Here is a 23,634-nt window from a genome sequence, read left to right on the forward strand (position 1 = left end):
AGAACCAGGCCACGAAGAACATCACCTCGGAGGCGATGAACATGATCATGCCGTACCGGTGGCTGATCTGCACCACGCGGGTGTGATAGCCGCCGTACTCGGCTTCCTTGGTCACGTCGGACCACCAGGCGATCATCGTGTAGAGGATGCCGATGAAGCCGATGCCGAAGAGAACCGGCCCGGCCTTCAGGCCGGCCAGGGTCAAAGCCTTCATCCACATGATGGCACCGACCGCCATGACGAAGGCCGAGATCGAGCCGACGAACGGCCACGGGCTCGGATCGACGAGATGGTAGTCGTGGTTCTTGGTATGGGCGTCCGCCATGTGGTCGCTCTCCGATCATTCCGCGCCCGGCCGGAGCCTGGCGCGTCCCCCGTGTTCTAAAGGTTCGAACCCGTTCCGTCCTTAGCCGCAGCCAGGGGCTTTGGCGAGCCCTTGGCCGGGAAGAAGGTGTAGGAAAGGGTGATGGTGGTTGCGCTCTTGAGATCGCGTTCCTTCTCGATCGCGGGATCGATGAAGAACACGACGGGCGCCTCCAGGCTCTCGCCAGGCTGCAGCGTCATGTCGGTGAAGCAGAAGCACTGGATCTTGTTGAAGTAGCCGCCGCTCATTTCGGGCAGGACGTTGAACGACGCGATGCCGGTCGTCGCCTTCGTGCCCGTGTTGGTGAGCTTGTAGAAGATGGTTTTCGTCTCGCCCAGCCGCACGTCGACGGAGCGAACCTCGGGCTCGAAGCGCCAGGACAGCCCCGGAGACACGTTCGCGTCGAAGCGCACGGTGACGGTGCGATCGCCGATCGACGAGGCTCCCGCCGTCGCGACCCTCGGCGTTCCGCCGAAGCCCGTGGCCTTGCAGAACAGGTCGTAGAGCGGCACGGCGGCGTAGGAGAGGCCCGCCATGCCGGCGATGAGGCCGGCGCACAGATAGGCCGTGCGCCGGGCGGCGCGTCGGGCCTTGTCGGTGGGGGAGGGGGTGGTCTCGGCCATGGTCAGAGCGGACGGTTCAGGACGTTCCCGCCGAGCTTGGCGATGGTGACGACGAAGAACAGGATGGCGAGGGCGCCGAGCACCAGGCCCAGTGCGTTGGACCGCGAGCGGCGGCGGCGTTCCTCGTCGGCGGTGAGGGACACCCCGTTCTCGTTCGGCTTGCCGGTCATGACAGCGCTCCTGTGAGGACGCCCGCGACGGCCCGAACCCGGTCGAGGCCGACGATCGTCTCGGCCATCAGGGTGGCGAACACGATGAAGAGATAGAGGATCGAGAAGGTGAAGAGCTTCACCGCGGCGCGGCGGGCCGCATCGCCCTCGGGCTGGCGGTACACGGTCCAGGAGCGCGCGATCATCATGAGGCCGGAGATGCCGGCGACGACCGCATAGAACGGACCCGCGAAACCCATGGCGACGGGCAGCAGGCCGACCGGCAGCAGGAGCGTGGAATAGACGAGGATCTGGAAGCGGGTGGAGGCCTCTCCGGCGACCACGGGCATCATCGGGATCCCGGCGCGGCGGTAGTCCTCGGTCTTGAGCAGCGCCAGCGCCCAGAAGTGCGGGGGCGTCCACATGAAGATGATGGCGAAGAGCGCCACGCTCTCCAGCGACACCGAGCCGGTCGCCGCCGCATAGCCGATCATGGGCGGGAAGGCGCCGGCGGCGCCGCCGATGACGATGTTCTGCGGGGTCCAGCGCTTCAGCCACATCGAGTAGATGACGGCATAGAAGAAGATGGTGAAGGCCAGGAGCCCGGCGGCGAGCCAGTTGGCCGTCAGCCCGAGGAACGCCACGGAACCGGCCGACAGGACGATGCCGAAGGCCAGCGCCTCGTCCGGGGTGACCTTGCCGGAGGGGATTGGACGCTTCGCCGTGCGGCCCATGAGGGCGTCGACGTCGGCGTCGTACCACATGTTGAGGCAGCCGGAGGCGCCGGCGCCGACCGCGATGGCCAGGAGCCACGCGAAGCCCAGGACCGGGTTCACATGCGGGGCGAGCAGCATGCCCGTGAGCGCCGTGAACACCACGAGCGACATGACGCGAGGCTTCAGCAGCGCGAAGAAGTCGCCCGCCGTTCCCATCGAAACGCCGCTCTCAGTGCCTTTCGAAAGGCTGGTGCCCTTTGCGAGGCTGTCCGTGGCCAGAGACATCGTCTCTCCGCTTGCTCCGTTTCAGGTCCGGAACCGGCAGGTCCGCCGGCTCGTCCGGTCCTCGGCTCCGCCGCGGGACAGGCCGGCGGCGGAGCGAAGGATCGGTGGTGGAGGCGGGCCGGCTGCGAGAGCCGGCCCGCCTCGTGTCTTCAGTGATCCGAGCCGGTGATGCGCGGCAGGGTCTCGAACTGGTGGAACGGCGGCGGGGAGGGAAGGGTCCACTCCAGCGTCGTCGCGCCCTCGCCCCACGGGTTCTCGCCGGCCTTCTCCTTGCGCTGGAAGGCGACGAAGATGCCGTAGAAGAACACGAGCAGGCCGAAGGCGAAGATGTAGGAGCCGAACGAGGAGATCCGGTTCCAGCCCGCGAAGGCCTCCGGATAGTCCACGTAGTGGCGCGGCATGCCGGCCAGGCCCGTGAAGTGCATCGGGAAGAACAGCACGTTGGCGCCGATGAAGGCGATCCAGAAGTGCAGCTTCCCGATGGTCTCCGGGAAGACGTAGCCGGTCATCTTCGGGAACCAGTAGTACCAGGCCGCGAAAATGCCGAAGACGGCGCCGAGCGACAGCACGTAGTGGAAGTGCGCCACCACGTAGTAGGTGTTGTGCAGCACGCGGTCGACGCCGGCATTGGCGAGCACCACGCCGGTCACGCCGCCGACGGTGAACAGGAAGATGAAGCCGATCGCCCAGATCATCGGCACGGTGAAGCGGATCGAGCCGCCCCACATCGTCGCGATCCAGGAGAAGATCTTCACGCCCGTCGGCACCGCGATCACCATGGTGGCGAACACGAAGTAGCGCTGCGTGTCGAGCGACAGGCCGGCCGTGTACATGTGGTGCGCCCACACGACGAAGCCGACGGCGCCGATCGCCACCATCGCGTAGGCCATCCCGAGATAGCCGAACACCGGCTTCTTGGAGAAGGTCGAGATGATGTGGCTGACGATGCCGAAGGCCGGCAGGATCATGATGTACACTTCGGGGTGACCGAAGAACCAGAACAGGTGCTGGTACAGGATCGGGTCACCGCCGCCCGACGGATCGAAGAACGTCGTGCCGAAGTTGCGGTCGGTCAGCAGCATGGTGATCGCGCCGGCGAGAACCGGGAGCGACAGCAGCAGCAGGAAGGCCGTGATCAGCATCGCCCACGCGAACAGCGGCATCTTGTGCAGGGTCATGCCCGGCGCGCGCATGTTCAGGATCGTGGTGATGAAGTTGATGGCGCCCAGGATCGACGAGGCGCCGGCCAAGTGCAGCGACAGGATGCCGAAGTCCAGCGCCGGGCCGGGGTGGCCCGCCGTGGAGAGCGGCGGATACACCGTCCAGCCGCCGCCGAAGCCGTTCGCGCCGGGTGCGCCCTCGACGAACATCGAGATGAGCAGCAGGGCGAAGGAGGAGGGCAGCAGCCAGAACGAGATGTTGTTCATGCGCGGGAACGCCATGTCCGGCGCCCCGACCATGATCGGCACGAACCAGTTGCCGAAGCCCCCGATCAGCGCAGGCATGACCACGAAGAACACCATGATCAGGCCGTGGCCCGTCACGAAGACGTTGTAGGTCTGCGGATTGGAGAAGAACTGGAGCCCCGGCTCCTGCAGCTCGAGGCGCATCGCGATCGACAGCGCGCCGCCGATGAGGCCCGCCATGAGCGCGAAGAGAAGGTACATCGTGCCGATGTCCTTGTGGTTGGTCGACAGCACCCAGCGTCGCCAACCCGTCGGTATGGAATGATGCGCGTCGTGCGCAGTAGCGGCATGAGCCATGGTTCAGATCCCGCAGGTCTTCATTTCGGTCGGGGCGCGCCGAGGGCGTCCCGTCATTCGGTGGCGGCCGCGGCGACGCGGACCGGCGTGTCGGCCGAAGCGAACTTCTTCTTCGCGTCGGCGAGCCAGGCCGTGTACTTCTCCTGGCTGACGGCGCGGATGGCGACCGGCATGTAGGCGTGGTTCTGGCCGCACAGGCGCGAGCACTGGCCGTAATAGACGCCTTCGCGCTCCGTGCGGAACCAGGTCTGGTTCAGGCGGCCGGGCACCGCGTCCATGCGGAAGCCGAGCGAGGCGACCGAGAACGAGTGGATGACGTCGTTGCCGACGACCTGCAGCACGACCGTCTTGCCGACCGGCACGACCATCTCGTTGTCCACCGCGAGCAGGTTCGGCTGGCCGGCCTTCTTCGCCTCTTCGGGGGAGAGGACGTTCGAGTCGAACTTGAAGCCGCCGCCCTGGTCCGCCGCGTACTCGTAAGACCAGTACCACTGGTTGCCGTAGACCTTCACGGTCATGTCGGCCTTCGGGATCTCCACCTGGAACTTCAGCAGGCGGAAGGACGGGATGGCGATCCCGACCAGAATCAGCACCGGAATGATGGTCCAGGCGATCTCGAGACCCGTATGGTGAGTGGTCTTGGAGGGCGTCGGGTTCGCCTTCTCATTGAACTTCACCACGACCAGGACCAGGAGGCCCAGCACGAACAGCGAGATCAGGGTGATGATCCAGACCAGCGCCGTGTGCAGATTGTAGGTGAACGCGGCGACCTCGGTGGCGGGACCCTGAAGTCCGACCTGCCACGACACGGGATGTCCGATCTCGGCCATGGCCGGTCCGGCGGTGCTGAGACCGAGCGCGGCCACTGCCAGCGCAGTACGGTTCCAGAAAGACATCTTCACTTCTGGTTCTCCCCCTTGACCAATCGCAATTCGGAAGCGTGAGGGCGCCCGAATTGCCCGAAAACGACCTTGAGAAACGCCAATGCGCCCCAATCCGTCTCCGGCGGAGTGTTGCAGTCGCCAAAAATCACATCAGGGCCACGAGCGCAACGCCGTCTTAGGATCTATGATCTGCGTCATGGGGAAGCGTTGTGCTTTGGTCGCATGCCCGGGGACGCTGCCGACGCCGGCATCCGGACCGGCTGGGCGGCATGCGGCACCTTGTCTTGACAGGTGACACGGGCCATGGTCCGAACGCCGCTTGACGCGGAGGGGCGCGTTGAGAGCGAATCTCCTCGGCGCCGGCTGCAGACGCGACGAGAGCGGGAGCATCGCGAATGGCGGTGACACACGACCAAAGCGGGCCGCGGCGCTGGCCGACGGGACCGATGGCGGCCTTGGCCGCCGTTTTTGCCGTGGGCATGGCGGCCAGTCCGGCACCTGTCCTGGCCCAGGGCGCGGTCAAGAGCACCTTCGGCGACTGGCAGATGCGCTGCGAGACGCCGGCGGGCGCCAAGACCGAGCAGTGCGCCATCGTCCAGAGCGTGCAGGCCGAGGACAAGCCCAACGTCTCTCTCGTCGTCATCGTGCTCAAGACGGCCGACGGCCGCAGCCGCCTCTTGCGCGTCATCGCGCCGCTCGGCGTCCTGCTGCCCTCGGGCCTCGGCCTCAAGATCGACAGCACCGACGTCGGTCGCGCCGGCTTCGTGCGCTGCCTGCCCTCCGGCTGCATCGCCGAGGTCGTGATGGACGAGGACCTCCTGGGCAAGCTTCGCAACGGCCAGGCCGCCACCTTCATCGTCTTCCAGACCCCGGAGGAGGGAATCGGCATTCCCGTGTCCCTCGACGGGTTCGGCAAGGCCTTCGATTCGCTGCCCTGATCTCGGGACCAGCGCCTTTCTTCCTTCGTCCTCGCTTCGCCTCCCTGGAGTTGCCGTCATGAACCGGTCCTCGTCGCGCCCCTCGACCCTGCCCAGCGTCCTCGTCCTGGCGGTCACGGCCGGTGTCCTGGGCGGGTGCTCGACGCTGGGCCTCGGCTCCGACGAGCCGCGCGCCACCGTGGCGTCGTCGTCCGGCACGTCCTCCTTCTCGGAGTTCTTCCGCAACGGCGGCTCCACCGTGCCGCCGCCGGCCGCCCCGGTCGACGACGACTTCGAGTGCCCGTCGGTCGAGATCCTCGATGGCGGCGCGGCCATGCGCCAGGTCGGCGGCTCGGACGTGCGCAACCAGGTGTCGCTGGGCGAGGTCGCGCGCGAGTGCCGGGCCCAGCCCGGCGGCCAGATCGCGATCAAGGTGGGCGTCGAGGGGCGCGTCCTGCTCGGCCCGGCGGGATCGCCGGGAACGTTCACCGCGCCCGTCCGCGTGGTCATCAAGCGCGGCGACAAGGTGCTGGTGTCTCGCCTCCAGCGCGCAACGGCGACAGTGCCGTCGGGCGACGTCCAGGCGCGCTTCGTCGTGATCGAGGACAACATGATCGTGCCGCGCCAGGGCGAGGAACTGTCGATCTCCGTGGGCCTCGATCCGTCGGGTCGCGGCGGCGATGCGCCGCGCAAGCGCAAGCGCGGCTGACCGCGTTCCGGCCTATACACGTATTGCGAGTTTGACTGCAGTCTCGCAAGTATAAGAAGTATTCGTGCGCCGGTCGGCGTGGTTTACTTTGTATTTCATATTTTGCTCCAACTTGACGTCATTGGCTCCTGGGCTTTCCGGAGCGATATTTTGATGTCGAGGTTATTGTCATGGTGAGCGCCCTTTCTTCACAGCAGCTGTCCGCCCTCAATGGTCTGCTCGACATGAGCGCCACGATGAGCGATCTGCAGACGCGAATCTCCACGGGAAAGAAGATCAACTCGGTCTTCGACGGGGCGACGCAGTACCTGCAGTCGCAGAGCATGAACAACCGCTCCACGGCGCTGCTCGCCGCCAACAAGCAGATCGATCTCAGCGTCTCGGCGGTCTCAATGGCCCAGAAGGGACTGGCCAAGATCACGTCGGACTTCAACAGCGCCGTGTCGGACTTGAGAGCCCTGAAGGGCACGAAGGCCGCCAGCGGCGCGGTCGTGGGCTCCAAAATCGACGAGGTCATCAAGGGTGTGACCGGCACGGTCACCGGCGAGACGATGTCGATCTCCACCTCCGCGGGGGTCATGGGCGTCGGCGCAAGCGCCTTGCGTGCGAACAAGAAGCTCTTCGGCACTCAGGAAGAAGCGTCGGCGACGTCCCAGGGCAATCTCGGACTGAATCTCCCGACGGGGCAGACCCTGCGCGTCGAACTCATCCGTGCCAACGCAACAAACAACGGCATCAACAACAACGGCGTTTCGGCTTTGGACATCACGACGGCCACGACCGGCGTCGCCAATCTGGCGGATCTCACGCTCGGTGATCTGGTCAGGACCATCAACACCAGCACGGTCTTCGACGCCGCGCTTGGCACAGGTGGCAACTTGTCCGCCTCGATCGACCAGGACGGAACGCTGCGATTTTCTTCGAACAACTCAGTCCAGTTCAAGATCAGGATCGGCACGGTCACGACCGGCACGTCGACGGCGGCTGGCAACGCGTCCCAGATCTCCACCGACCTCACCAGCAACCTCGGTCTGGCCTTCAACTCCGCGAGCTCGACAGGCTATGCGGCGACAGTCGTGGGAACATCGACCGGTCTGACGGCCGTCGAAGCCACGGGAAACTTCGCCAACGTGGTTCCGGCGAACCTGACCGCGGGATTGATCAACGCCAACCGCCAGATCTTCGGGGCCGGCACGCCGCCGCAGTGGGATGCGACGAACAACGCGATCAACTACGGCAATTATGGCGTGACGACCGGCAACACGATCGCGGTGGCGGTCACCGAAAACGGTGTGCGCACCACCATCTCGGTCACCGGCGCCCAGATGAACGGCGCCACCTCGACGGTTTCGGATTTCATCAACGCATTCAATACCAATGCAGTGACCGCCGGGATCACGACGCGCGCCGTTTACGACGCGAGCAAAGGGCTCACGTTCAGGAACAATCTCGCAAGTTCAAGCATCAGCATCGGCCAGGGCAACGATGCCGCATCTGCGGCCACGTCAGCCACGAACGGGACTCTCAACAGAGCTTTCGGCCTCCCAGGCGTCGCGTCCTTGAACGTCGATCAGAGCCTTGCGGCCACGGATGCCTCGACGATCTCCCTGATCGGGACGGGAGCCGGACAGTTTCAGGTCGGTGACATCTTCTCGATCACCGTGCGGTCCGACGATCCCGTGAAGCCCGACACCCGCACCATCAGCTTCAGGGCCGCGGCTTCCTCGCCCGCGAGCTACACCGGCTATGACGGCTCGGCCACCAAGCCGTACGAATTCAGCACGATGCAGGATCTCACCAAGGCCATCAACACGGCCTTCGGACCGGGCCAGGTCAAGGCCGACGCGGTGAAGCTCGCGGGAACGGGGCAGAACGCTTCGGCCAGCCAGTTCCAGCTTCAGCTCACGTTGACGGCCAACTACAGCATGGAAATCGAGCAGACGAACAACGTGGGAGACAACACGGCGTCGAGCAACGGCACGCTCGGCGGTATTCCGTTGCTCAGGAACAAGGCAAACGCACTCGACACGCTCTTCGGGACGGCGAACGGGACCGGCGCGGGACAATTGGCCTCCAAGCTCGGCGGCGATACCCTGCTGAGCACTCAGGACAACCGCAATGCCAACGGCGCGGTCATCGCCAAGCAGGAGAACTACGGCGCCAAGATCAGCTACAGCCGCAACCCGTCGACATCGGCCACGACGGGTGACCCCAAGCGGGAAGCCGCGACGCAGTCGATCGCCAAGATGCTCAACATGATCGCCAAGACGGTCGACGACTCGTCGCTGGTCGGCCAGGCCAACATCCTGAAGGGTGGTATCCTGACGACCCAACTGTCCGACGGCGACGCGAAAGTGGACATCGGACTGACCACCGGCGTCGATACGACCTCGCTCGGCTTCACGATGACCGGTACGGACTATGATTTCCTGACCACGGCGCTGGGCGATGACGCTGCCGTGGACAAGGCCATCGCGCTGTTCCAGACGGCGATCGGCAAGGTCGATGGACATACCAGCACGCTGGCCTCCAGTTCGACGCTGCTCACGAACGCGAAGACCTTCAACGACAGCATCAGCAAGGTTCTGACCGACGCGGCGACGGCCATGACCTCCAGCAACGCCACGGAAGATGCCGCGCAGATGCAGGCCACATCGACCCGCTACCAGCTCGCGACATCCGCCCTTGGCATTCTGAACCAGTCCAACCAGCTGGCTGCACAGCTTCTCCGCTGAGCCTGTTTCTTAACGGCGGCCCGCGTCGATTGGGCCGCCGTGCCCATCCTGAAGCACACCAATTGGTACCATGAACGCCAAAGCCCAGCAGACCTACGCCACCGCAGCACGAGCGGGCCTCACCGGCCGTGCGCTCGAAGCCGCACTGTTCAACCAGATCGCCGTGGAGATCGAGCGCTGCGTCAGCGACGATCGCGTCGACATCGATGCCCTGCAGCGCGCCGTGGACCGCAACCGGACATTCTGGGCTCTCGTCGGCGGCGACGCGGCGGCGCCGGAGTCGAGCCTGCCGGGCGATCTCAAGCGCGACCTGCAGGGCCTGTGCGCCTGGACGATGAAGCAAAGCGTCCGTGCGCTGGTCGATCCGCGACCGCCGCAGGTGCTTCCCCTGGCACGGATCAACCGCATCCTGGCCGAGGGCCTGTCCGCCCGACCCGATCCGGTCGGTCCGGCTGGGGCGCCGTCTCCCCTGCGCGGCCCCGTCGCGGCCTGACCCTCCTCGACCGCCGCCGGGTCGATTGACACGGCCGCCGCGCGCCACTACCCCTTGGCGCGTCTTTGATCCCCGCGGAAGAGTCCGGCGGCCGCCTTCGGGCGGAGAGGCCGGCACCGAAGGCGCAACCGCCCCGGAAACGCTCAGGTCCCAGGACCGCGGGGAGCTGACACTCTGGAAAGTGGCCGGGTCCGTCAGGGCCCCGGCCCACCGACGGGGGTAACCGGGCGCCTGCGCTCCGGGAAATCTCTCAGGTCTGCGGACAGAGGGGGCACGCCGGTCGGGCCGAGAGGTCCGGCCTCAACGTGCCGCGCCCCGGGAGCCGCCATGGCCGACGCCGACCAGACTGCCGCCGAAAGCGGCGCCCCGCTGAAGCAAACCCCTCTGCACGCCCGCCACAAGGCGCTGGGCGCCCGGATGGTGCCGTTCGCCGGGTACGACATGCCGGTCCAGTACCCCACGGGGATCCTGACCGAGCACCAGTGGACCCGCGAATCCGCCGGGCTCTTCGACGTCTCGCACATGGGCCAGGGCTTCCTCGTGGGATCCGACCACGAGACCGTGGCGCGGGCGCTGGAGGCGATGTGCCCCGCGGACTTCGTGGGGCTGGCCCCAGGCCGGCAGCGCTATTCGCAGCTGCTCGCCGACGACGGCGGCATTCTCGACGACCTCATGGTCACGCGATCGTCCGACCCGTCCGAGGACGGGGTGCTGATGCTGGTCGTCAACGCCTCACGCAAGGACGCGGACTGGGCCCACATCGAGGCGCGGCTGCCCGCGGGCGTGCGCCTGATGAAGGCGGACAACCGCTCCCTTCTCGCCCTCCAGGGGCCGAAGGCCGCCGAGGTCCTGGAGCGTCATGCGCCGGGTGCCGCCGCGCTCGCCTTCATGGGCGCCACGTCCCTCACCTTCGACGGCATCCCCTGCCATGTCTCGCGCTCGGGCTACACGGGCGAGGACGGCTTCGAGATCTCGGTCAAGTCGAAGCGGCTCGAGGCCGTCGCCGAGGCGCTTCTCGCCGAGCCTGAGGTGAAGCCGATCGGCCTCGGGGCCCGCGATTCGCTGCGGCTCGAGGCGGGCCTGTGCCTCTACGGCCACGACATCGACGAGACCACGTCGCCGGTCGAGGGCGCGCTCGTGTGGTCCATGCAGAAGCGGCGGCGCGAGGAGGGGGGCTTCCCCGGCTTCGACCGCATCCGCCGAGAACTCGCCGAAGGCCCCTCGCGCGTCCGCGTCGGCCTGCTGCCCGAGGGGCGAGCCCCGGCCCGCGAGGGCGCGGAAATCGCGCTTCCTGACGGCAGGATCGTCGGCCGCGTGACGTCGGGCGGGTTCGGTCCCACCGTGAACGGTCCCGTCGCCATGGGCTATGTCGAGGCGGCGTTCGCCGCCCCCGGCACGGAGCTTGCCCTCATGGTGCGCGGCAAGGCGCTGCCCGCGCGGGTCGCGCCCATGCCGTTCGCTCCCCACCGCTACGCGCGCGCCCCGCGCTGATCCGTCCCACTCCCTTTCCGCCCAGGAGCCCAGCATGGCCGAGACCCGCTACACCAAGGACCACGAGTACATCCGCATCGAGGGCGACACCGGGACGGTGGGCATCACCGACTACGCGCAGCAGCAGCTGGGCGACGTCGTGTTCGTCGAGCTGCCCCAGGTGGGCAAGACCATCGGCAAGGGCGCCGAGGCGGCCGTCGTGGAGAGCGTCAAGGCGGCCAGCGAAGTCTACGCCCCGGTCGGCGGCGAGGTGGTCGAGGTCAATTCCGAGCTGGAGGGGGCTCCGGCCACCGTCAACGAGGATCCCAAGGGGCGCGGCTGGTTCCTGAAGCTTCGCGTCACCGACGCGTCGGAACTGCAGGGCCTGATGACCGAAGACCAGTACAACGACTTCGTCGCCAACCTCTGATTCGCCTCGGCGCCGCCGGCCGCGGTGCCTGTCCGATCCGTCCGGAGCCTGCCCGATGCGTTACCTGCCACTCACCGACACCGAGCGCGCCGACATGCTGGCGCGCATCGGCGTCGGCTCCATCGACGCGCTGTTCGTCGACATCCCCGAGAAGCACCGTCTCGCGGACCTCGTCGATCTGCCGCGCCGCAAGACCGAGCTCGAGGTCGAGCGCGCCATCGGGCGCATGGCCGCGGCCAACGTTTCGGCCGGCTCGGTCCCGTTCTTCGTGGGGGCAGGGGCCTACAAGCACCACGTGCCGGCGAGCGTCGACCACCTCATCCAGCGCTCCGAGTTCCTGACGAGCTACACGCCCTACCAGCCCGAGATCGCCCAGGGCACGCTGCAATACCTGTTCGAGTTCCAGACCCAGGTGGCGGCGCTGACCGGCATGGAGGTCGCCAACGCCTCCATGTACGACGGCTCGACCGGGTGCGGCGAGGCCGTGCTGATGGCCCACCGGGTGACGCGCCGGCGCAAGGCGGTGCTGTCGGGCGGGCTCCACCCCCATTATGCCGACGTGGTGCGGACGCTGTCGGCCATGGCCGGCGACGACGTGGTCGCCCTCGAGCCGGACGTCAGCGCGGCCGAGGACCTGATCCAGGCCATCGACGGCACCGTGTCCTGCGTGGTGGTGCAGACGCCCGATGTCTTCGGCAACCTGCGCGACCTGCGCGCCGTCGCCGATGCCTGCCATGCCAACGGCGCCCTGCTGATCGCGGTGTTCACGGAGGCGGTGTCGCTCGGGCTCGTCGAGCCGCCGGGCGCGATGGGCGCCGACATCGTGGTGGGCGAGGGCCAGTCGATCGGGAACGCGCTGTCCTTCGGCGGCCCCTATGTCGGCCTCTTCGCCACGCGATCCAAATATGTGCGCCAGATGCCGGGCCGCCTGTGCGGCGAGACGGTGGACGCCGACGGCAATCGCGGCTTCGTGCTGACCCTGTCCACGCGCGAGCAGCACATCCGCCGCGACAAGGCGACCTCGAACATCTGCACCAATTCGGGCCTGTGCTCGCTCGCCTTCACCATCCACATGTCGCTCCTGGGCCAGGCCGGCCTGACGCGCCTCGCGCGCGTCAACCACGCCAATGCGGTGCGGCTGGCCGACATGCTGGACGGCGTTCCCGGCGTGACCGTGCTGAACTGGGTGTTCTTCAACGAGTTCACCGTGCGCCTGCCGCGGCCCGCCGCGGACGTGGTCGAGGATCTCGCGCGGCGCGGGATCCTGGGCGGCGTCCCGGTCTCGCGGCTCCTGCCCGGGGCCGGACTCGACGATCTGTTGCTGGTGGCCTCCACGGAGGTGAACACCGATGAGGACCGCGCCGCGCTGGTGGCCGGCCTGCGGGAGGTGCTGTGATGCTGAATCGTCAGGGACGCCCCACGGGCACGGGTGAGGCCGCAACGTCGGGAGCGGGCACCTTCACGGGGAACCGCGCTCTCCTGCAGGAAGAAGCGCTGCTGTTCGAGACCGGGCGGCTGGACGCCACCGGCGTGGACATCGACGAGCCGGCGCCTTTCGTCTCGCGACTGGGGGGCCTGGAGCGCAAGACGCCGCTGGCTCTTCCGGGGCTCTCCGAACCGGAGGCCATGCGCCACTACGTCCGGCTGTCGCAGAAGAACTACGGCATCGACACCGGGCTGTTCCCGCTCGGCTCCTGCACCATGAAGCACAACCCGCGCCTGAACGAGAAGATGGCGCGCCTGCCCGGCATCGGCGACATCCACCCGCTCCAGCCGGTCTCGACGGTCCAGGGCGCGCTGGCGCTCATGGAGATGCTCGGCCACTGGTTGACGACGCTCACCGGCATGGCGGCGGTCGCCCTGTCGCCCAAGGCCGGCGCCCATGGCGAACTGTGCGGCATGATGGCCATCAAGGCCGCCATAGCCGCCCGGGGCGAAGCCGCGCAGCGCACGGTCGTGGTGGTTCCCGACAGTGCCCATGGCACCAACCCCGCGACGGCGGCGCTGATCGGCTTCACGGTCCGCGCCGTTCCGGCCCGTGAGGACGGCACCGTCGATCCGGAAGCGGTGAAGGCCGTGCTCGGGCCCGACGTTGCCGCCATCATGCTGACGAACCCCAACACCTGCGGGCTCTTCGAGCGCGACGTGGTGGCCATCGCCGACGCGGTGCACGCGGCCGGCGCCTACTTCTACTGCGACGGCGCCAACTTCAACGCGATCGTGGACAAGGCGCGCCCGGGCGATCTCGGCGTCGACGCGATGCACATCAACCTGCACAAGACCTTCTCGACGCCGCACGGCGGCGGCGGACCCGGCGCTGGCCCGGTGGTGCTGTCCGATCGGCTCGCGGCCTTCGCGCCGGTGCCCTTCGTGCGGCGGTCCGGCGACGGGCTCGCCCTGGTGGAGGTCGACGGCGACGGCGAGGCGGCCCAGTCCTTCGGGCGCATGACGGCGTTCCATGGCCAGATGGGCATGTTCGTGCGGGCCATGTCCTACATGCTCTCGCACGGGTCCGACGGCCTGAGGCAGGCCTCCGAGGATGCCGTCCTCAACGCCAACTACGTCCGTGCGGGTCTCGCCGACCTCATGTCGCAGCCGTTCGGCGACAAGCCCTGCATGCACGAGGCCCTGTTCGACGACACGTGGCTGAAGGGCACGGGCGTCACCACGCTCGATTTCGCCAAGGCGATGATCGACGAGGGGTATCACCCGATGACGGTGTACTTCCCGCTGGTGGCGCACGGAGCCATGCTGGTCGAGCCGACCGAAAGCGAGTCCAAGGCTTCGCTCGACCTGTTCGTCGCCACGCTGCGGGATCTCGCGCTGGCGGTGAAGGCCGGCGACACGGAGCGCTTCACCGCGGCTCCGCGTCTGGCGCCGCGCCGGCGCCTGGACGAGACCAAGGCGGCGCGCTCGCCCGTGCTGCGCTGGACGCCACCGGAGCCCATCCGCGACGCCGCCGAGTAGTCCCGCCGGGAAGGTTTCCGCCGGGCCGCGCATGCGGCATGATGGTTGGACAGCCCGGCGTTGCAACCGGGTGGCCGGTCCTGCATTGATCCTGCGGCCGGCTGCACAGTCACGGGTGGAACGCCATGCGCATCGACGATCTCAGGACATCCCAGAACATCGAGGACCGCCGCGGCGATGACGGCGGCGGCTTCGGCGGCGGTTCGGGGCCGAGTGGAATCGGGTTCGGCGGCGGGCGGCTGGGCATCGGCACGGTCATCGTGCTCGGGCTCGTGGGCTGGGCGCTGGGCATCAACCCCGCGATCCTCATCGGCGGCGCGGAAATGATCGCCGGCGGCTCGTCCAGTTCGGTGCAGCAGCGCCAGAGCGCGCCCACGCGGCCCGGAGCGCCTTCGGACCAGGTGGGCACCTTCGTCGCCAAGATCCTCGGCGAGACCGAGGACGTGTGGTCGCAGGTGCTGCCGCAACAGGCGAACCGCGAATACGTCGCGCCGCGCCTGGTGCTGTTCTCCGGCGCGACGCGTTCGGAATGCGGTGCGGCCCAGGCCGCGATGGGGCCGTTCTACTGCCCCGTCGACCAGAAGGTTTATCTCGACACGTCCTTCTTCCAGGAGATGCAGCGGCGCTTCGGCGGCGGTGGGGACTTCGCCTATGGCTACGTCATCGCCCACGAGGTCGGCCACCACGTCGAGAACCTCCTCGGGATCCTGCCGAAGGTGCAGCAGGCGCAGCGCCGCGGCGACCGCACCGAGGCCAACGCGCTGTCGGTGCGCGTGGAGCTGATGGCCGACTGCCTCGCCGGCGTGTGGGCGAACAAGATGAACGCGCGCCACAACAACATCGACGAGAACGACGTCAGGCAGGCCGTCGCCGCCGCGACCGCGATCGGCGACGACAAGCTGCAGAAGCAGGCGCAGGGCTACGTCGTGCCCGACAGCTTCACCCACGGCTCGTCCGAGCAGCGCGTGCGCTGGCTGACCATCGGCCTCAAGGGCGGCGACATTCGCCAGTGCAACACCTTCCAGCAGAACGTCCGGCTATGAGCCGGGGCCCATCCGCCGGTCGTGGATGGGGCTTTGCAGCCGGGTGAACGGCAACGAGCCCGCGCCGTCGCGCGGGCGGATGAGACCCAGGTCGGGATGGGGCCGCCCCAGCAGGCCAGCCGAGGCGTTGATGGCCCAGGCGCGCAGCGCAGCGCTGGCCCCGCGGGCGGGCTGAAGCGTGAAGCCGGCCGTCTCCGGGCGCCTCGACCTGGCGACGAAGTCGGCCGCCTCGTCGGCCCACAGCGAGCCGGGGACGAGGCCGGGTTCGAGCACCAGCAGCCAGTCGCAGCGTGCCTGGCCGGCCGCTGCCGCGACCAGCGCAGCACGAGGCCCCACAGTTTCGACCAGCCGGCACCCCGTGGCATCGGAGAGGTCGCGCAGAATGCCCGTCGACGGTGGCGCCGCCAGGCTGACGTCGCGGATCGCCCCGTCCGCCACGGCCGGGACGAGGGCGGCGAGGGTCTCGATGAGGGCCGATTCGTCGGCCACGACGGGAATGATCACGGACAGCATGGCGGCACGCTGCAAGGCGCGCGCCAACGAGGCAAGAGGGGAGTGGCCGAGAGCGGGGGATGCGGCAGCGTTCCTGCTTGCGTTGGGAACGAGTCTGGGGTTTGTTCTCTTTATGTTCCGAACTCGGAGCGAAGAGATGCTGAACCGCCAGACCAGTTTGCGTGCGCCGGCCGACCGCCTCGGCAAGCCGCGCCCCGGACCCAACAACGTCGTCATCGGCGATGGCCTGGCCTTCGGGTCGGATGCCTTGGATCCCGCCCGCCGGCGCGGGCGAGGCACGGCCACCAACCGCACGGGCCGATTCGAACCGCTGACGCGCGAGGCCGTGGACGACGGCTGGGAGAGCGGCGGAGACCTGCCGCCGCTCAAGACCGAGGTGACGGTCGAGAAGCCCAAGACGGTGATCACCCGCAACGAATCGCCCGACATCTCGTTCGATCGGTCGATCAATCCCTATCGGGGGTGCGAGCACGGCTGCGTGTACTGCTTCGCCCGGCCGACCCATGCCTTCATGGGGCTCTCGCCTGGGCTCGACTTCGAGACCAAGCTTTTCGCCAAGGCCGGCGCCGCGCAGCTCCTGGAGCGCGAACTCGCCGCTCCCGGCTACAGCCCGAAGACGATCGCGATCGGCACCAACACGGATCCCTACCAGCCGATCGAGCGCGAGCATCGCATCATGCGCTCGTTGCTCGAGGTGCTGGAGAAGGCGAATCATCCGGTCGGCATCGTGACGAAGTCGGCCCTGGTGACGCGCGACATCGACATCCTGTCGCGCATGGCGGCGAAAGGTCTGGCCAAGGTCGCCCTGTCCGTCACGACGCTCGATCCCAAGCTCGCCCGCGAGATGGAGCCGCGCGCGGCCGCGCCGCACCGCCGGCTGGAGGCGATCCGTCAGCTTTCGGCGGCCGGCATCCCTACCTCGGTCATGGTGGCGCCCATCATCCCGGCGGTGAACGACCCCGAGATCGAGCGCATTCTCGAAGCGGCCTACGAGGCCGGTGCGCGCGAGGCCGGCTACGTGATGCTGCGGCTCCCCCTCGAGATCCGCGATCTCGTGCGGGAGTGGCTCCTGGAGCATCATCCCGGCAAGCTGCGCCACGTGCTGTCGCTGGTGCGCTCGACGCGTGGCGGCAAGGACTACGATGCGAAGTGGGGAGAACGCATGACCGGCGACGGCCCGTTCGCCTGGCTGATCGGCCGCCGTTTCGAGATCGCGTCCGAGCGCCTCGGCTTCAACAAGCGCCGGGCCAAGCTCCGGACCGATCTGTTCACGCCGCCGCGCGCCGCGGGCGAGCAGCTCACGCTGTTCTGACGAGGGGGATGCCGCCATGGACCAGAGGATGAGCCTGATCACGCTCGGCGTGCAGGACGTCGCACGGGCGCGCGCCTTCTACGAACGGCTGGGATGGACGGCATCGTCCGAGAGCCAGGAGGGCTGCGCCTTCTTCCAGGCCGGGGGCACAGTGCTGGCGCTCTACGGCCGCGCCGACCTTGCCCGGGACCTCGGACAGGAGGCTGGCGGGCCGCCCGGCGCGGGAGTGACGCTTGCGTTGAACGTGGCGGACCCCGCGGCCGTCGAGAGCACCATCGCCGGCTTCGTGGAGGCCGGCGGGACCCTGGTGAAGCCGGCGCACAAGGCGTTCTGGGGCGGCACCATCGGCTTCGTCGCCGATCCGGACGGCTTCATCTGGGAGATCGCCTTCAACCCGTTCTGGACCTTCGATTCGCGCGGAAACGTGGTGCTGCCGGATTCGGCCCGGGACGCATCGTGACGGTGGGCAACCCGCCCCGGCCCTTGCGCTCGGCCCGCGAGGCGACAGCATGGGGGCATGGCCCGAATCGCTATCCGCACCGTCCAGTTCGTCTCAGGTCCCGACTTCCGGCGTGAGGCCGATCTCTACCGCTCGGGCACGGCCCCCGTTGCGGGCGTGGACGAGGTCGGCCGGGGACCGCTGGCGGGGCCCGTCGTCGCCGCCGCGGTGATTCTCGATCCCGACCGCATCCCCAGCGGGCTCGACGATTCGAAAAAGCTCCAGCCAGGGCAGCGAGAGATCCTCTACGAGGCCATCCTCAGCACGGCCGACGTCGCCGTCGCGTCGGTTTCGGCCGTCCGTATCGACGAGACGGACATCCGCAAGGCGTCCCTCGAAGCGATGCGCCGAGCCCTTTCGGCCCTCCGGCATCGCCCCGCCTTCGTGCTCGTGGACGGTCGCGACCTGCCGCCGTGGCCCGGCCCGGGCGAGGCGGTGATCAAGGGTGACGCGCAGGTGGCGTCCATCGCGGCCGCCTCGATCGTGGCCAAGGTCACGCGCGACCGCATGATGGCCCGCCTGGGCCGGCACTATCCCGGCTATGGCTTCGAACGCCATGCGGGCTATCCCACGGCCGCCCACCGCGCGGCCATCGGGACCCTGGGGCATTGCCCTTTCCACCGCCTGACCTTCGGGTCCGCAGCGTTCGGTTCGGAAACGAACGATTAATCTCAATTAACAACCAGTAAAAATCAGACATCGGCAATTCTTGCCGAAACTGTCCTTATTTCGGACGAAATAATATCACGCTGGAAACGAGCTCTTTACCCTGATGCACCCATGATCGCGTCGTTGAGTTGCGTTGCGTAAACGGTGCTGCACATGGGTATCCAGCGTACCGACGCAGCCGACAGTGGGACCCGGGTTCAGGTTTTGCGTACCGGGCGACCCCTGTCGGCACGTCGGATGGAGCGCGCGCCGCTCCCCCTCGACCGTGTCCTGGTCGGAGACTGCGTCGCGGAGCTCGAGAAGCTTCCCGACGCCAGCGTCGACGTGGTCTTCGCCGACCCACCCTACAATCTGCAGCTCGAAGGCGGCCTCACGCGGCCGGACCAGTCGCTCGTCGATGCGGTCGATGACGACTGGGACAAGTTCGCGAGCTTTTCCGACTACGATGCCTTCACGCGGGCCTGGCTGCTGGCCTGCCGGCGCGTGATGAAGCCCAACGCCACGCTGTGGGTGATCGGCTCCTACCACAACATTTTCCGCGTGGGCACGGCGCTCCAGGACCTCGGGTTCTGGATCCTCAACGACGTGGTGTGGCGCAAGGCCAACCCCATGCCGAACTTCCGGGGGCGCCGGTTCACCAACGCCCACGAGACGATGATCTGGGCCTCGCGCGACCAGAAGTCCAAGTCCTACACGTTCCACTACGACGCCCTGAAGGCCGGCAACGAAGACCTGCAGGTGCGCTCGGACTGGTTCCTTCCGCTGTGCACCGGCCAGGAACGGCTGAAGGACGCGGGCGGCCAGAAGCTTCACCCCACCCAGAAGCCCGAGGCGCTGCTGGCCCGCGTGATGATGGCGTCGTCCAACCCCGGCGACGTCGTGCTCGATCCCTTCTTCGGGACCGGCACCACCGGCGCCGTGGCGCGCCGGCTCGGGCGTCATTTCATCGGCATCGAGCGCGAGACGTCCTACGCGACGGCGGCCATGGAGCGCATCGCGCGGGTCGAGCCCCTGTCGGCCGCCTCGCTCGAGCCCGCGCCCGAGAAGCGCAGCGAGCCGCGCATCCCGTTCCTCGCCGTCGTCGAGGCCGGCATGCTGGTGCCCGGCGCCGAGCTCACCGACGAGCGCCGCCGCTGGCGGGTGGTCGTGAGGCCGGACGGCACGCTCGCCCATGGCGGGGTGATCGGCTCGATCCACAAGATCGGTGCCCTGGTCCAGGGCCTGCCGGCCTGCAACGGCTGGACGTTCTGGCATGTCGAGCAGGGCAGCGCGCTCGTGCCGATCGATTCGTTCCGGCAGGTCCTGCGCGGCGCGATGAAGGCTGCCTGAGCCAAAGGCTCGGGCTGTTCTTCGTTCAAGTCCTTGTCCCCGAGAGCCAATGACTCTTCGGCCCATCCAGCTTGCCTGACCCTCTCAGCGTCATGGCCGGGCCTGGTGCTTAGACCGGAGAGATGGGCGCGCAGTCGACAGGGTTGCTTCGCTGCGGCGGAGGGGGCAGGACTTGGTGCCCTTCGTTGCGCTTTGGCTCCCCCGGTGAATGAGTCCCAGGCCCTCGCGATGAAGAGCATGGGGCAGGGACGGCAGAGCGTCAGCTCGCTTCCAGGAACTGCTCGGCGCGTTCCAGGTCCACCGATACCAGCTGGCTGACGCCGCGTTCCGCCATGGTGACGCCGAAGAGGCGGTCCATGCGGGCCATGGTGATGGGGTTGTGGGTGATGACGATGAAGCGTGTCTCGGTCGACTGCGCCATCTCGTGCAGGAGATCGCAGTAGCGCTCGACGTTGGCGTCGTCGAGAGGCGCGTCGACCTCGTCCAGCACGCAGATTGGCGAGGGGTTCGTCAGGAACACCGCGAAGATGAGCGCGATGGCGGTCAGCGCCTGCTCGCCGCCGGAGAGGAGCGTGAGCACCTGGGGCTTCTTGCCCGGCGGGCGAGCGACGATCTCGAGGCCGGCCTCCAGCGGGTCGTCCGATTCGATGAGCTCGAGCTGTGCGGTGCCGCCCCCGAAGAGGCTCGTGAACAGGCGCTCGAAATGCCCCTGCACGACCTGGAAGGCGGCGAGAAGGCGCTCGCGGCCCTCGCGGTTCAGGTTGCCGATCGCGGTGCGCAGGCGCTTGATCGCCTCGGTGAGGTCCTCGCGCTCCGCGACGAGGCCGTCGCGCTGCGCCTCGATGGTGGACAGTTCCTCGTCCGCCCGCAGGTTGACGGCACCCAGGCGTTCGCGGTCCTGGCGCAGGTTCTCCAGCCGGCGCTCGACCTCGGCGACGTCCGGCACGGCCGCGTTCGCGGCGAGACCGGCCATCTCCGGCAGCTGCGGCGGGTCGGCCTCGAGCCGCTCCTGGATGGTGCGGACGGTCTCGCCGAGCTTCTGCCGGGCCGCCTCGAGGCGGGCTTCGGAGCGCGCGCGTTCCTCGCGCACGGACGAGAGGGCCGCGAGGGCCTCCCGGGCGACGCGGTCGAGGTCCGACAGCGCGCCCTCGGCGGCAGCCAGCACCTCGGCGGCCTCCTTGCGGCGGCCCTCGGCCTCGCTGATCTGAGTCATGACGGAGCGCCGCCGCAGCAGGAAGGCCTCGGGCGCCTCGCGCAGCGCCTCGCGCTCCTCCTCGACCTCGGTCGAGCGCCGCTCGATCTCGTCGATCTGTCGGATGCTCCGGCTGCGACGGTCGTCCCAGGCGGTGCGCTCGGCCACGATGGCCGCGAGCCGACGGGCCCGCATCTCGCCTTCGCGTTGCAGGGACTGCACGAGCACCCGCGCTTCGCTGGCGGCCTGGCGATCGTGGGCGGCCCGCGCCTTGGCCCGGTCGAGCGCCGCCTCGAGGTCGGCGGCGCCGGGGAGGCCCGCGATCAGCGCGGTCGTCTCGTCCCGGCTGCCGATCGCGTTGGCGAGTTCCGTCGACAGGCGCTCGAGCGCGTCGGACAGGGCGGCACGGCGGGCGGCCACCTCGCCACGGCGACGCTCGGCCTCGGCGAGCCGCTGGCGCACAGCTTCCACGCCACGGCGCATCATCACGGCCGATTCGTAGTCCTGCGTCTCGTCCCGGGCGGCCAGCTTCACGGCGGCCTGCGCGGCCTCGGCCTCGACGCGAAGGCTGTCGGCGCGCTCGCGCGCCTCCTGGGCCTGGGCCTTGAGCTCGCCCAGCCGGTTGCGCTCGGCCAGGCGTCTCGCGGCGGCGCTCGGGGCATCGGCGGCACTGGTGAACCCGTCCCACCGCCACAGGTCGCCCTCGACGCTGACGAGCCGTTGCCCGGTCCTGAGCAGTCCGCGCAGGCGAGGGCCGTCGGCGCGGGCGACGACGCCCACCTGGCGCAGCCTGCGCAGCAGGGCTGGCGGGCCCTCGACATGGTCGGCCAGCGGGGCGGCGCCGGCCGGCAGAGCGGCATCCGCGCTACCGTCCGTCTCCGCCCAGTGGATCGGAGCTGCCGTGTTGGCCGGCGCGTCCAGGTCCTCGCCCAGCGCCGCACCCAGGGCGGTCTCATATCCCTTGGTCACCGTCAGCGCGTCGAGGACGGGCGTGAAGCGGCGGTCCGAGGGCGGCGTCAGCAGCTTGGCGAGGGTCCGCGCCTCGGTGTCGAGACGCTGCGCCGTGCGGTCCGCTTCCTGGAGGGGCGCGCGCAGGGCCGCTTCGCGGTCGCGGGCCGACGCATGGGCCTCGCGCGCGGCGGCGGCGCGGTCCTCGGCTTCCGCGGCCGCCTCGGTCACGGCCTCCATCTCGGCCCGCAGGGTCTCCAGGTCGGCGTCGCCGCCCAGCGAGGCGTCGATGGCGGCGATGTCGCGCGCCACCTTCTCGCGCTCGCGCTCCAGCCGCACGACCCGTTCCTCCGCCTCGCGCAGGGCGCGTTCGGCGGCGGCGCGGCGGGCATTGCGGTCGGCGACGGCCGATTGGGCGGCGGCCAGCGCGGCCTCCGAATCGAACAGCACGTCCTCGAGCGCCGCCAGGCGCTCCTGGGCCTCGGCCTGGGCCTCCGTCGCGCCTTCGGCGTCCGCGGCCAGTCCCTCGGATTCGGTGTCGAGGCGTTCCAGGGCGCCGGCCGCATCCTCGATCAGGGCGCGCTCGCGGGCGAGGTCGCGCACGAGTTCCTCGGCGCGCCGGGCGAGCTCGACCGCGCGTTCCTGGGCGCGCCGTTCCTCGGCGTCGAGGGCCTCGCGCGCCAGCAGCAGCCTCTGCAGTGCCGCTGCGGCCGAGGCCTCGGCATCGCGCAGGGCGGGGAGCCCGTGTGCCGCGACGGCCTGCAGGCGGGCGGACTCGGCCTGCTGGCGCGTCCGCTCGGCCACGTCCCGCACGTCGGCGTCGACCTTGGCTTCCGCGGCGAGAACAGCCTCGCTCGCCTCGCGCCACGCCAGCCACAGCAGCAGGGCGTCGGCCTTGCGGATGTCGGAGGCGAGCGAGCGGTAACGGGCGGCCTGGCGGGCCTGCCGGCGCAGGCTGTCGACCTGCCCGTCGATCTGCTGGAGCACGTCCTCCAGGCGCAGCAGGTTGTCCTCGGCGCCCTTCAGCCGCATCTCCGCCTCGTGGCGGCGGGAGTGGAGGCCGGCGATGCCGGCCGCGTCCTCGAGAATGCGGCGGCGGGCCTGCGGCTTGGCGGCGATGATCTCGCCGATCTGCCCCTGGCGGACCATGGCGGGCGAGCGGGCGCCGGTGGAGGCGTCGGCGAACAGGAGCTGGATGTCGCGGGCGCGGACGTCCTTCCCGTTGATCTTGTAGACGGAGCCCTCGTCGCGCTCGATCCGGCGCGTCACGTCGAGCTGGTCGGCGTCGTTGAAGGCGGCCGGGGCCGTGCGTTCCTTGTTGTCGATGACGAGGCCGACCTCGGCCGTGTTGCGGGCCGAGCGGTTGCCCGAGCCCGCGAAGATCACGTCGTCCATGCCCGAGGCGCGCAGGCTCTTGTAGGAGCTCTCGCCCATGACCCAGCGCAGGGCCTCGACGAGGTTCGACTTGCCGCAGCCGTTCGGCCCGACCACGCCGGTCAGACCCGGCTCGATCAGGAATTCCGTGGGTTCCACGAAGGACTTGAACCCGACGAGCCGCAGCCGGGTGAGCCTCATGACGCGCGGTCCCGCGGCGCGCGGCCTCCCGCGCGCCGAATCAGGCCGG

At 68.9% G+C, this 23,634-nt stretch carries 21 protein-coding genes and 2 riboswitches; of the genes, 13 read left to right on the plus strand and 8 right to left on the minus strand.

Features of this window, described 5'->3' with window-relative positions; all coding sequences use genetic code 11:
- From Q0Q47_RS11845 to coxB, 6 genes are all read right to left on the minus strand, one after another.
- Positions 1-325 (minus strand): cytochrome c oxidase subunit 3 (locus Q0Q47_RS11845; protein WP_293859367.1); only part of this gene is annotated, 325 nt, incomplete at its 3' end.
- 56 nt (positions 326-381) lie between these two features.
- Positions 382-987, minus strand: coding sequence for a cytochrome c oxidase assembly protein (locus Q0Q47_RS11850; RefSeq protein ID WP_293859370.1), 606 nt, complete (start codon positions 985-987; stop codon positions 382-384).
- Between the two features lie 2 nt (positions 988-989).
- Entirely contained in the window at positions 990-1,157 is a 168-nt protein-coding gene (locus tag Q0Q47_RS11855) for a hypothetical protein (RefSeq protein WP_293859373.1), read from the minus strand.
- Complete coding sequence (locus Q0Q47_RS11860) at positions 1,154-2,068, minus strand: heme o synthase (RefSeq protein ID WP_293859762.1); 915 nt, start codon at positions 2,066-2,068, stop codon at positions 1,154-1,156. Before Q0Q47_RS11860 ends, Q0Q47_RS11855 begins: the two co-directional genes overlap by 4 nt.
- 218 nt (positions 2,069-2,286) lie before the next feature.
- A complete protein-coding gene (gene ctaD, locus Q0Q47_RS11865) occupies positions 2,287-3,900 on the minus strand; it encodes a cytochrome c oxidase subunit I (protein WP_293859376.1) in 1,614 nt (537 codons plus the stop codon).
- A gap of 53 nt (positions 3,901-3,953) precedes the next feature.
- Entirely contained in the window at positions 3,954-4,796 is an 843-nt protein-coding gene (coxB, locus tag Q0Q47_RS11870) for a cytochrome c oxidase subunit II (protein WP_293859765.1), read from the minus strand.
- A 434-nt stretch (positions 4,797-5,230) separates the two neighbouring features.
- Between coxB and Q0Q47_RS11875 the strand changes: the two genes are divergently transcribed.
- From Q0Q47_RS11875 to Q0Q47_RS11915, 9 genes are all read left to right on the plus strand, one after another.
- The gene (locus Q0Q47_RS11875) at positions 5,231-5,722 is read left to right on the plus strand and encodes an invasion associated locus B family protein (RefSeq protein ID WP_293859379.1); all 492 of its coding nucleotides are present in this window, start codon (positions 5,231-5,233) and stop codon (positions 5,720-5,722) included.
- A 58-nt stretch (positions 5,723-5,780) separates the two neighbouring features.
- Positions 5,781-6,410 carry a hypothetical protein gene (locus Q0Q47_RS11880; protein WP_293859382.1) on the plus strand — a complete coding sequence of 210 codons (630 nt, stop codon included), beginning with the start codon at positions 5,781-5,783 and terminating at the stop codon, positions 6,408-6,410.
- Between the two features lie 170 nt (positions 6,411-6,580).
- Positions 6,581-9,145 carry a hypothetical protein gene (locus tag Q0Q47_RS11885; protein WP_293859385.1) on the plus strand — a complete coding sequence of 855 codons (2,565 nt, stop codon included), beginning with the start codon at positions 6,581-6,583 and terminating at the stop codon, positions 9,143-9,145.
- Positions 9,146-9,215: 70 nt separating this feature from the next.
- On the plus strand, positions 9,216-9,638 hold the full coding sequence (locus Q0Q47_RS11890) for a flagellar biosynthesis regulator FlaF (protein WP_293859388.1): 423 nt from the start codon (positions 9,216-9,218) through the stop codon (positions 9,636-9,638).
- A gap of 65 nt (positions 9,639-9,703) precedes the next feature.
- Positions 9,704-9,807: riboswitch (glycine riboswitch) on the plus strand.
- 1 nt (position 9,808) lies between these two features.
- A riboswitch (glycine riboswitch) is annotated at positions 9,809-9,908 on the plus strand.
- 57 nt (positions 9,909-9,965) lie between these two features.
- A complete protein-coding gene (gene gcvT / locus Q0Q47_RS11895; RefSeq protein WP_293859391.1) occupies positions 9,966-11,129 on the plus strand; it encodes a glycine cleavage system aminomethyltransferase GcvT in 1,164 nt (387 codons plus the stop codon).
- A 34-nt stretch (positions 11,130-11,163) separates the two neighbouring features.
- Positions 11,164-11,538 carry a glycine cleavage system protein GcvH gene (gene gcvH / locus Q0Q47_RS11900; protein WP_293859394.1) on the plus strand — a complete coding sequence of 125 codons (375 nt, stop codon included), beginning with the start codon at positions 11,164-11,166 and terminating at the stop codon, positions 11,536-11,538.
- 55 nt (positions 11,539-11,593) lie between these two features.
- Positions 11,594-12,934 (plus strand): aminomethyl-transferring glycine dehydrogenase subunit GcvPA, encoded by a 1,341-nt coding sequence (gene gcvPA / locus Q0Q47_RS11905; RefSeq protein WP_293859397.1) that lies wholly within the window; start codon positions 11,594-11,596, stop codon positions 12,932-12,934.
- Positions 12,934-14,505: an aminomethyl-transferring glycine dehydrogenase subunit GcvPB gene (gcvPB, locus tag Q0Q47_RS11910; RefSeq protein WP_293859400.1), complete on the plus strand. Its 1,572-nt coding sequence runs from the start codon at positions 12,934-12,936 to the stop codon at positions 14,503-14,505. Before gcvPA ends, gcvPB begins: the two co-directional genes overlap by 1 nt.
- 125 nt (positions 14,506-14,630) lie before the next feature.
- Complete coding sequence (locus Q0Q47_RS11915) at positions 14,631-15,548, plus strand: neutral zinc metallopeptidase (protein WP_293859403.1); 918 nt, start codon at positions 14,631-14,633, stop codon at positions 15,546-15,548.
- On the opposite strand, the gene Q0Q47_RS11920 is transcribed toward Q0Q47_RS11915, so the two are convergent.
- Positions 15,543-16,061 carry a hypothetical protein gene (locus Q0Q47_RS11920; RefSeq protein ID WP_293859405.1) on the minus strand — a complete coding sequence of 173 codons (519 nt, stop codon included), beginning with the start codon at positions 16,059-16,061 and terminating at the stop codon, positions 15,543-15,545. The genes Q0Q47_RS11915 and Q0Q47_RS11920 overlap by 6 nt on opposite strands.
- 136 nt (positions 16,062-16,197) lie before the next feature.
- On the opposite strand from Q0Q47_RS11920, the gene Q0Q47_RS11925 reads away from it, so the two are divergent.
- The 4 genes from Q0Q47_RS11925 (at position 16,198) to Q0Q47_RS11940 (ending at position 19,870) form a co-directional block, all read left to right on the plus strand.
- Positions 16,198-17,373 (plus strand): PA0069 family radical SAM protein, encoded by a 1,176-nt coding sequence (locus Q0Q47_RS11925; RefSeq protein WP_293859408.1) that lies wholly within the window; start codon positions 16,198-16,200, stop codon positions 17,371-17,373.
- Positions 17,374-17,389: 16 nt separating this feature from the next.
- Entirely contained in the window at positions 17,390-17,833 is a 444-nt protein-coding gene (locus Q0Q47_RS11930; RefSeq protein ID WP_293859411.1) for a VOC family protein, read from the plus strand.
- Positions 17,834-17,890: 57 nt separating this feature from the next.
- Positions 17,891-18,541 (plus strand): ribonuclease HII, encoded by a 651-nt coding sequence (locus Q0Q47_RS11935; protein WP_293859414.1) that lies wholly within the window; start codon positions 17,891-17,893, stop codon positions 18,539-18,541.
- Between the two features lie 237 nt (positions 18,542-18,778).
- On the plus strand, positions 18,779-19,870 hold the full coding sequence (locus Q0Q47_RS11940; protein WP_293859417.1) for a site-specific DNA-methyltransferase: 1,092 nt from the start codon (positions 18,779-18,781) through the stop codon (positions 19,868-19,870).
- A 259-nt stretch (positions 19,871-20,129) separates the two neighbouring features.
- Here the strand turns inward: Q0Q47_RS11940 and smc are convergent, their stop codons facing one another.
- A complete protein-coding gene (smc, locus tag Q0Q47_RS11945) occupies positions 20,130-23,585 on the minus strand; it encodes a chromosome segregation protein SMC (protein ID WP_293859420.1) in 3,456 nt (1,151 codons plus the stop codon).
- Positions 23,586-23,634 lie beyond the last annotated feature (49 nt).

Origin of the sequence: uncultured Alsobacter sp., assembly GCF_945952055.1 — a bacterium.
Classification (GTDB): Bacteria; Pseudomonadota; Alphaproteobacteria; order Rhizobiales; family Beijerinckiaceae; genus Alsobacter.

Bases quoted from the DNA above. Each gene is read 5' to 3' on its own strand.
- ctaD (WP_293859376.1), bottom strand. From the start codon at position 3,900: ATGGCTCATGCCGCTACTGCGCACGACGCGCATCATTCCATACCGACG.
- Q0Q47_RS11935 (WP_293859414.1), top strand. From the start codon at position 17,891: ATGGCCCGAATCGCTATCCGCACCGTCCAGTTCGTCTCAGGTCCCGAC.
- Q0Q47_RS11855 (WP_293859373.1), bottom strand. From the start codon at position 1,157: ATGACCGGCAAGCCGAACGAGAACGGGGTGTCCCTCACCGCCGACGAG.
- Q0Q47_RS11890 (WP_293859388.1), top strand. From the start codon at position 9,216: ATGAACGCCAAAGCCCAGCAGACCTACGCCACCGCAGCACGAGCGGGC.
- Q0Q47_RS11925 (WP_293859408.1), top strand. From the start codon at position 16,198: ATGCTGAACCGCCAGACCAGTTTGCGTGCGCCGGCCGACCGCCTCGGC.
- Q0Q47_RS11930 (WP_293859411.1), top strand. From the start codon at position 17,390: ATGGACCAGAGGATGAGCCTGATCACGCTCGGCGTGCAGGACGTCGCA.
- Q0Q47_RS11920 (WP_293859405.1), bottom strand. From the start codon at position 16,061: ATGCTGTCCGTGATCATTCCCGTCGTGGCCGACGAATCGGCCCTCATC.
- Q0Q47_RS11850 (WP_293859370.1), bottom strand. From the start codon at position 987: ATGGCCGAGACCACCCCCTCCCCCACCGACAAGGCCCGACGCGCCGCC.
- Q0Q47_RS11915 (WP_293859403.1), top strand. From the start codon at position 14,631: ATGCGCATCGACGATCTCAGGACATCCCAGAACATCGAGGACCGCCGC.
- smc (WP_293859420.1), bottom strand. From the start codon at position 23,585: ATGAGGCTCACCCGGCTGCGGCTCGTCGGGTTCAAGTCCTTCGTGGAA.
- gcvPA (WP_293859397.1), top strand. From the start codon at position 11,594: ATGCGTTACCTGCCACTCACCGACACCGAGCGCGCCGACATGCTGGCG.
- gcvT (WP_293859391.1), top strand. From the start codon at position 9,966: ATGGCCGACGCCGACCAGACTGCCGCCGAAAGCGGCGCCCCGCTGAAG.
- Q0Q47_RS11940 (WP_293859417.1), top strand. From the start codon at position 18,779: ATGGAGCGCGCGCCGCTCCCCCTCGACCGTGTCCTGGTCGGAGACTGC.
- gcvH (WP_293859394.1), top strand. From the start codon at position 11,164: ATGGCCGAGACCCGCTACACCAAGGACCACGAGTACATCCGCATCGAG.
- Q0Q47_RS11875 (WP_293859379.1), top strand. From the start codon at position 5,231: ATGGCGGCCTTGGCCGCCGTTTTTGCCGTGGGCATGGCGGCCAGTCCG.
- gcvPB (WP_293859400.1), top strand. From the start codon at position 12,934: ATGCTGAATCGTCAGGGACGCCCCACGGGCACGGGTGAGGCCGCAACG.
- Q0Q47_RS11860 (WP_293859762.1), bottom strand. From the start codon at position 2,068: ATGGGAACGGCGGGCGACTTCTTCGCGCTGCTGAAGCCTCGCGTCATG.
- Q0Q47_RS11880 (WP_293859382.1), top strand. From the start codon at position 5,781: ATGAACCGGTCCTCGTCGCGCCCCTCGACCCTGCCCAGCGTCCTCGTC.
- Q0Q47_RS11885 (WP_293859385.1), top strand. From the start codon at position 6,581: ATGGTGAGCGCCCTTTCTTCACAGCAGCTGTCCGCCCTCAATGGTCTG.
- coxB (WP_293859765.1), bottom strand. From the start codon at position 4,796: ATGTCTTTCTGGAACCGTACTGCGCTGGCAGTGGCCGCGCTCGGTCTC.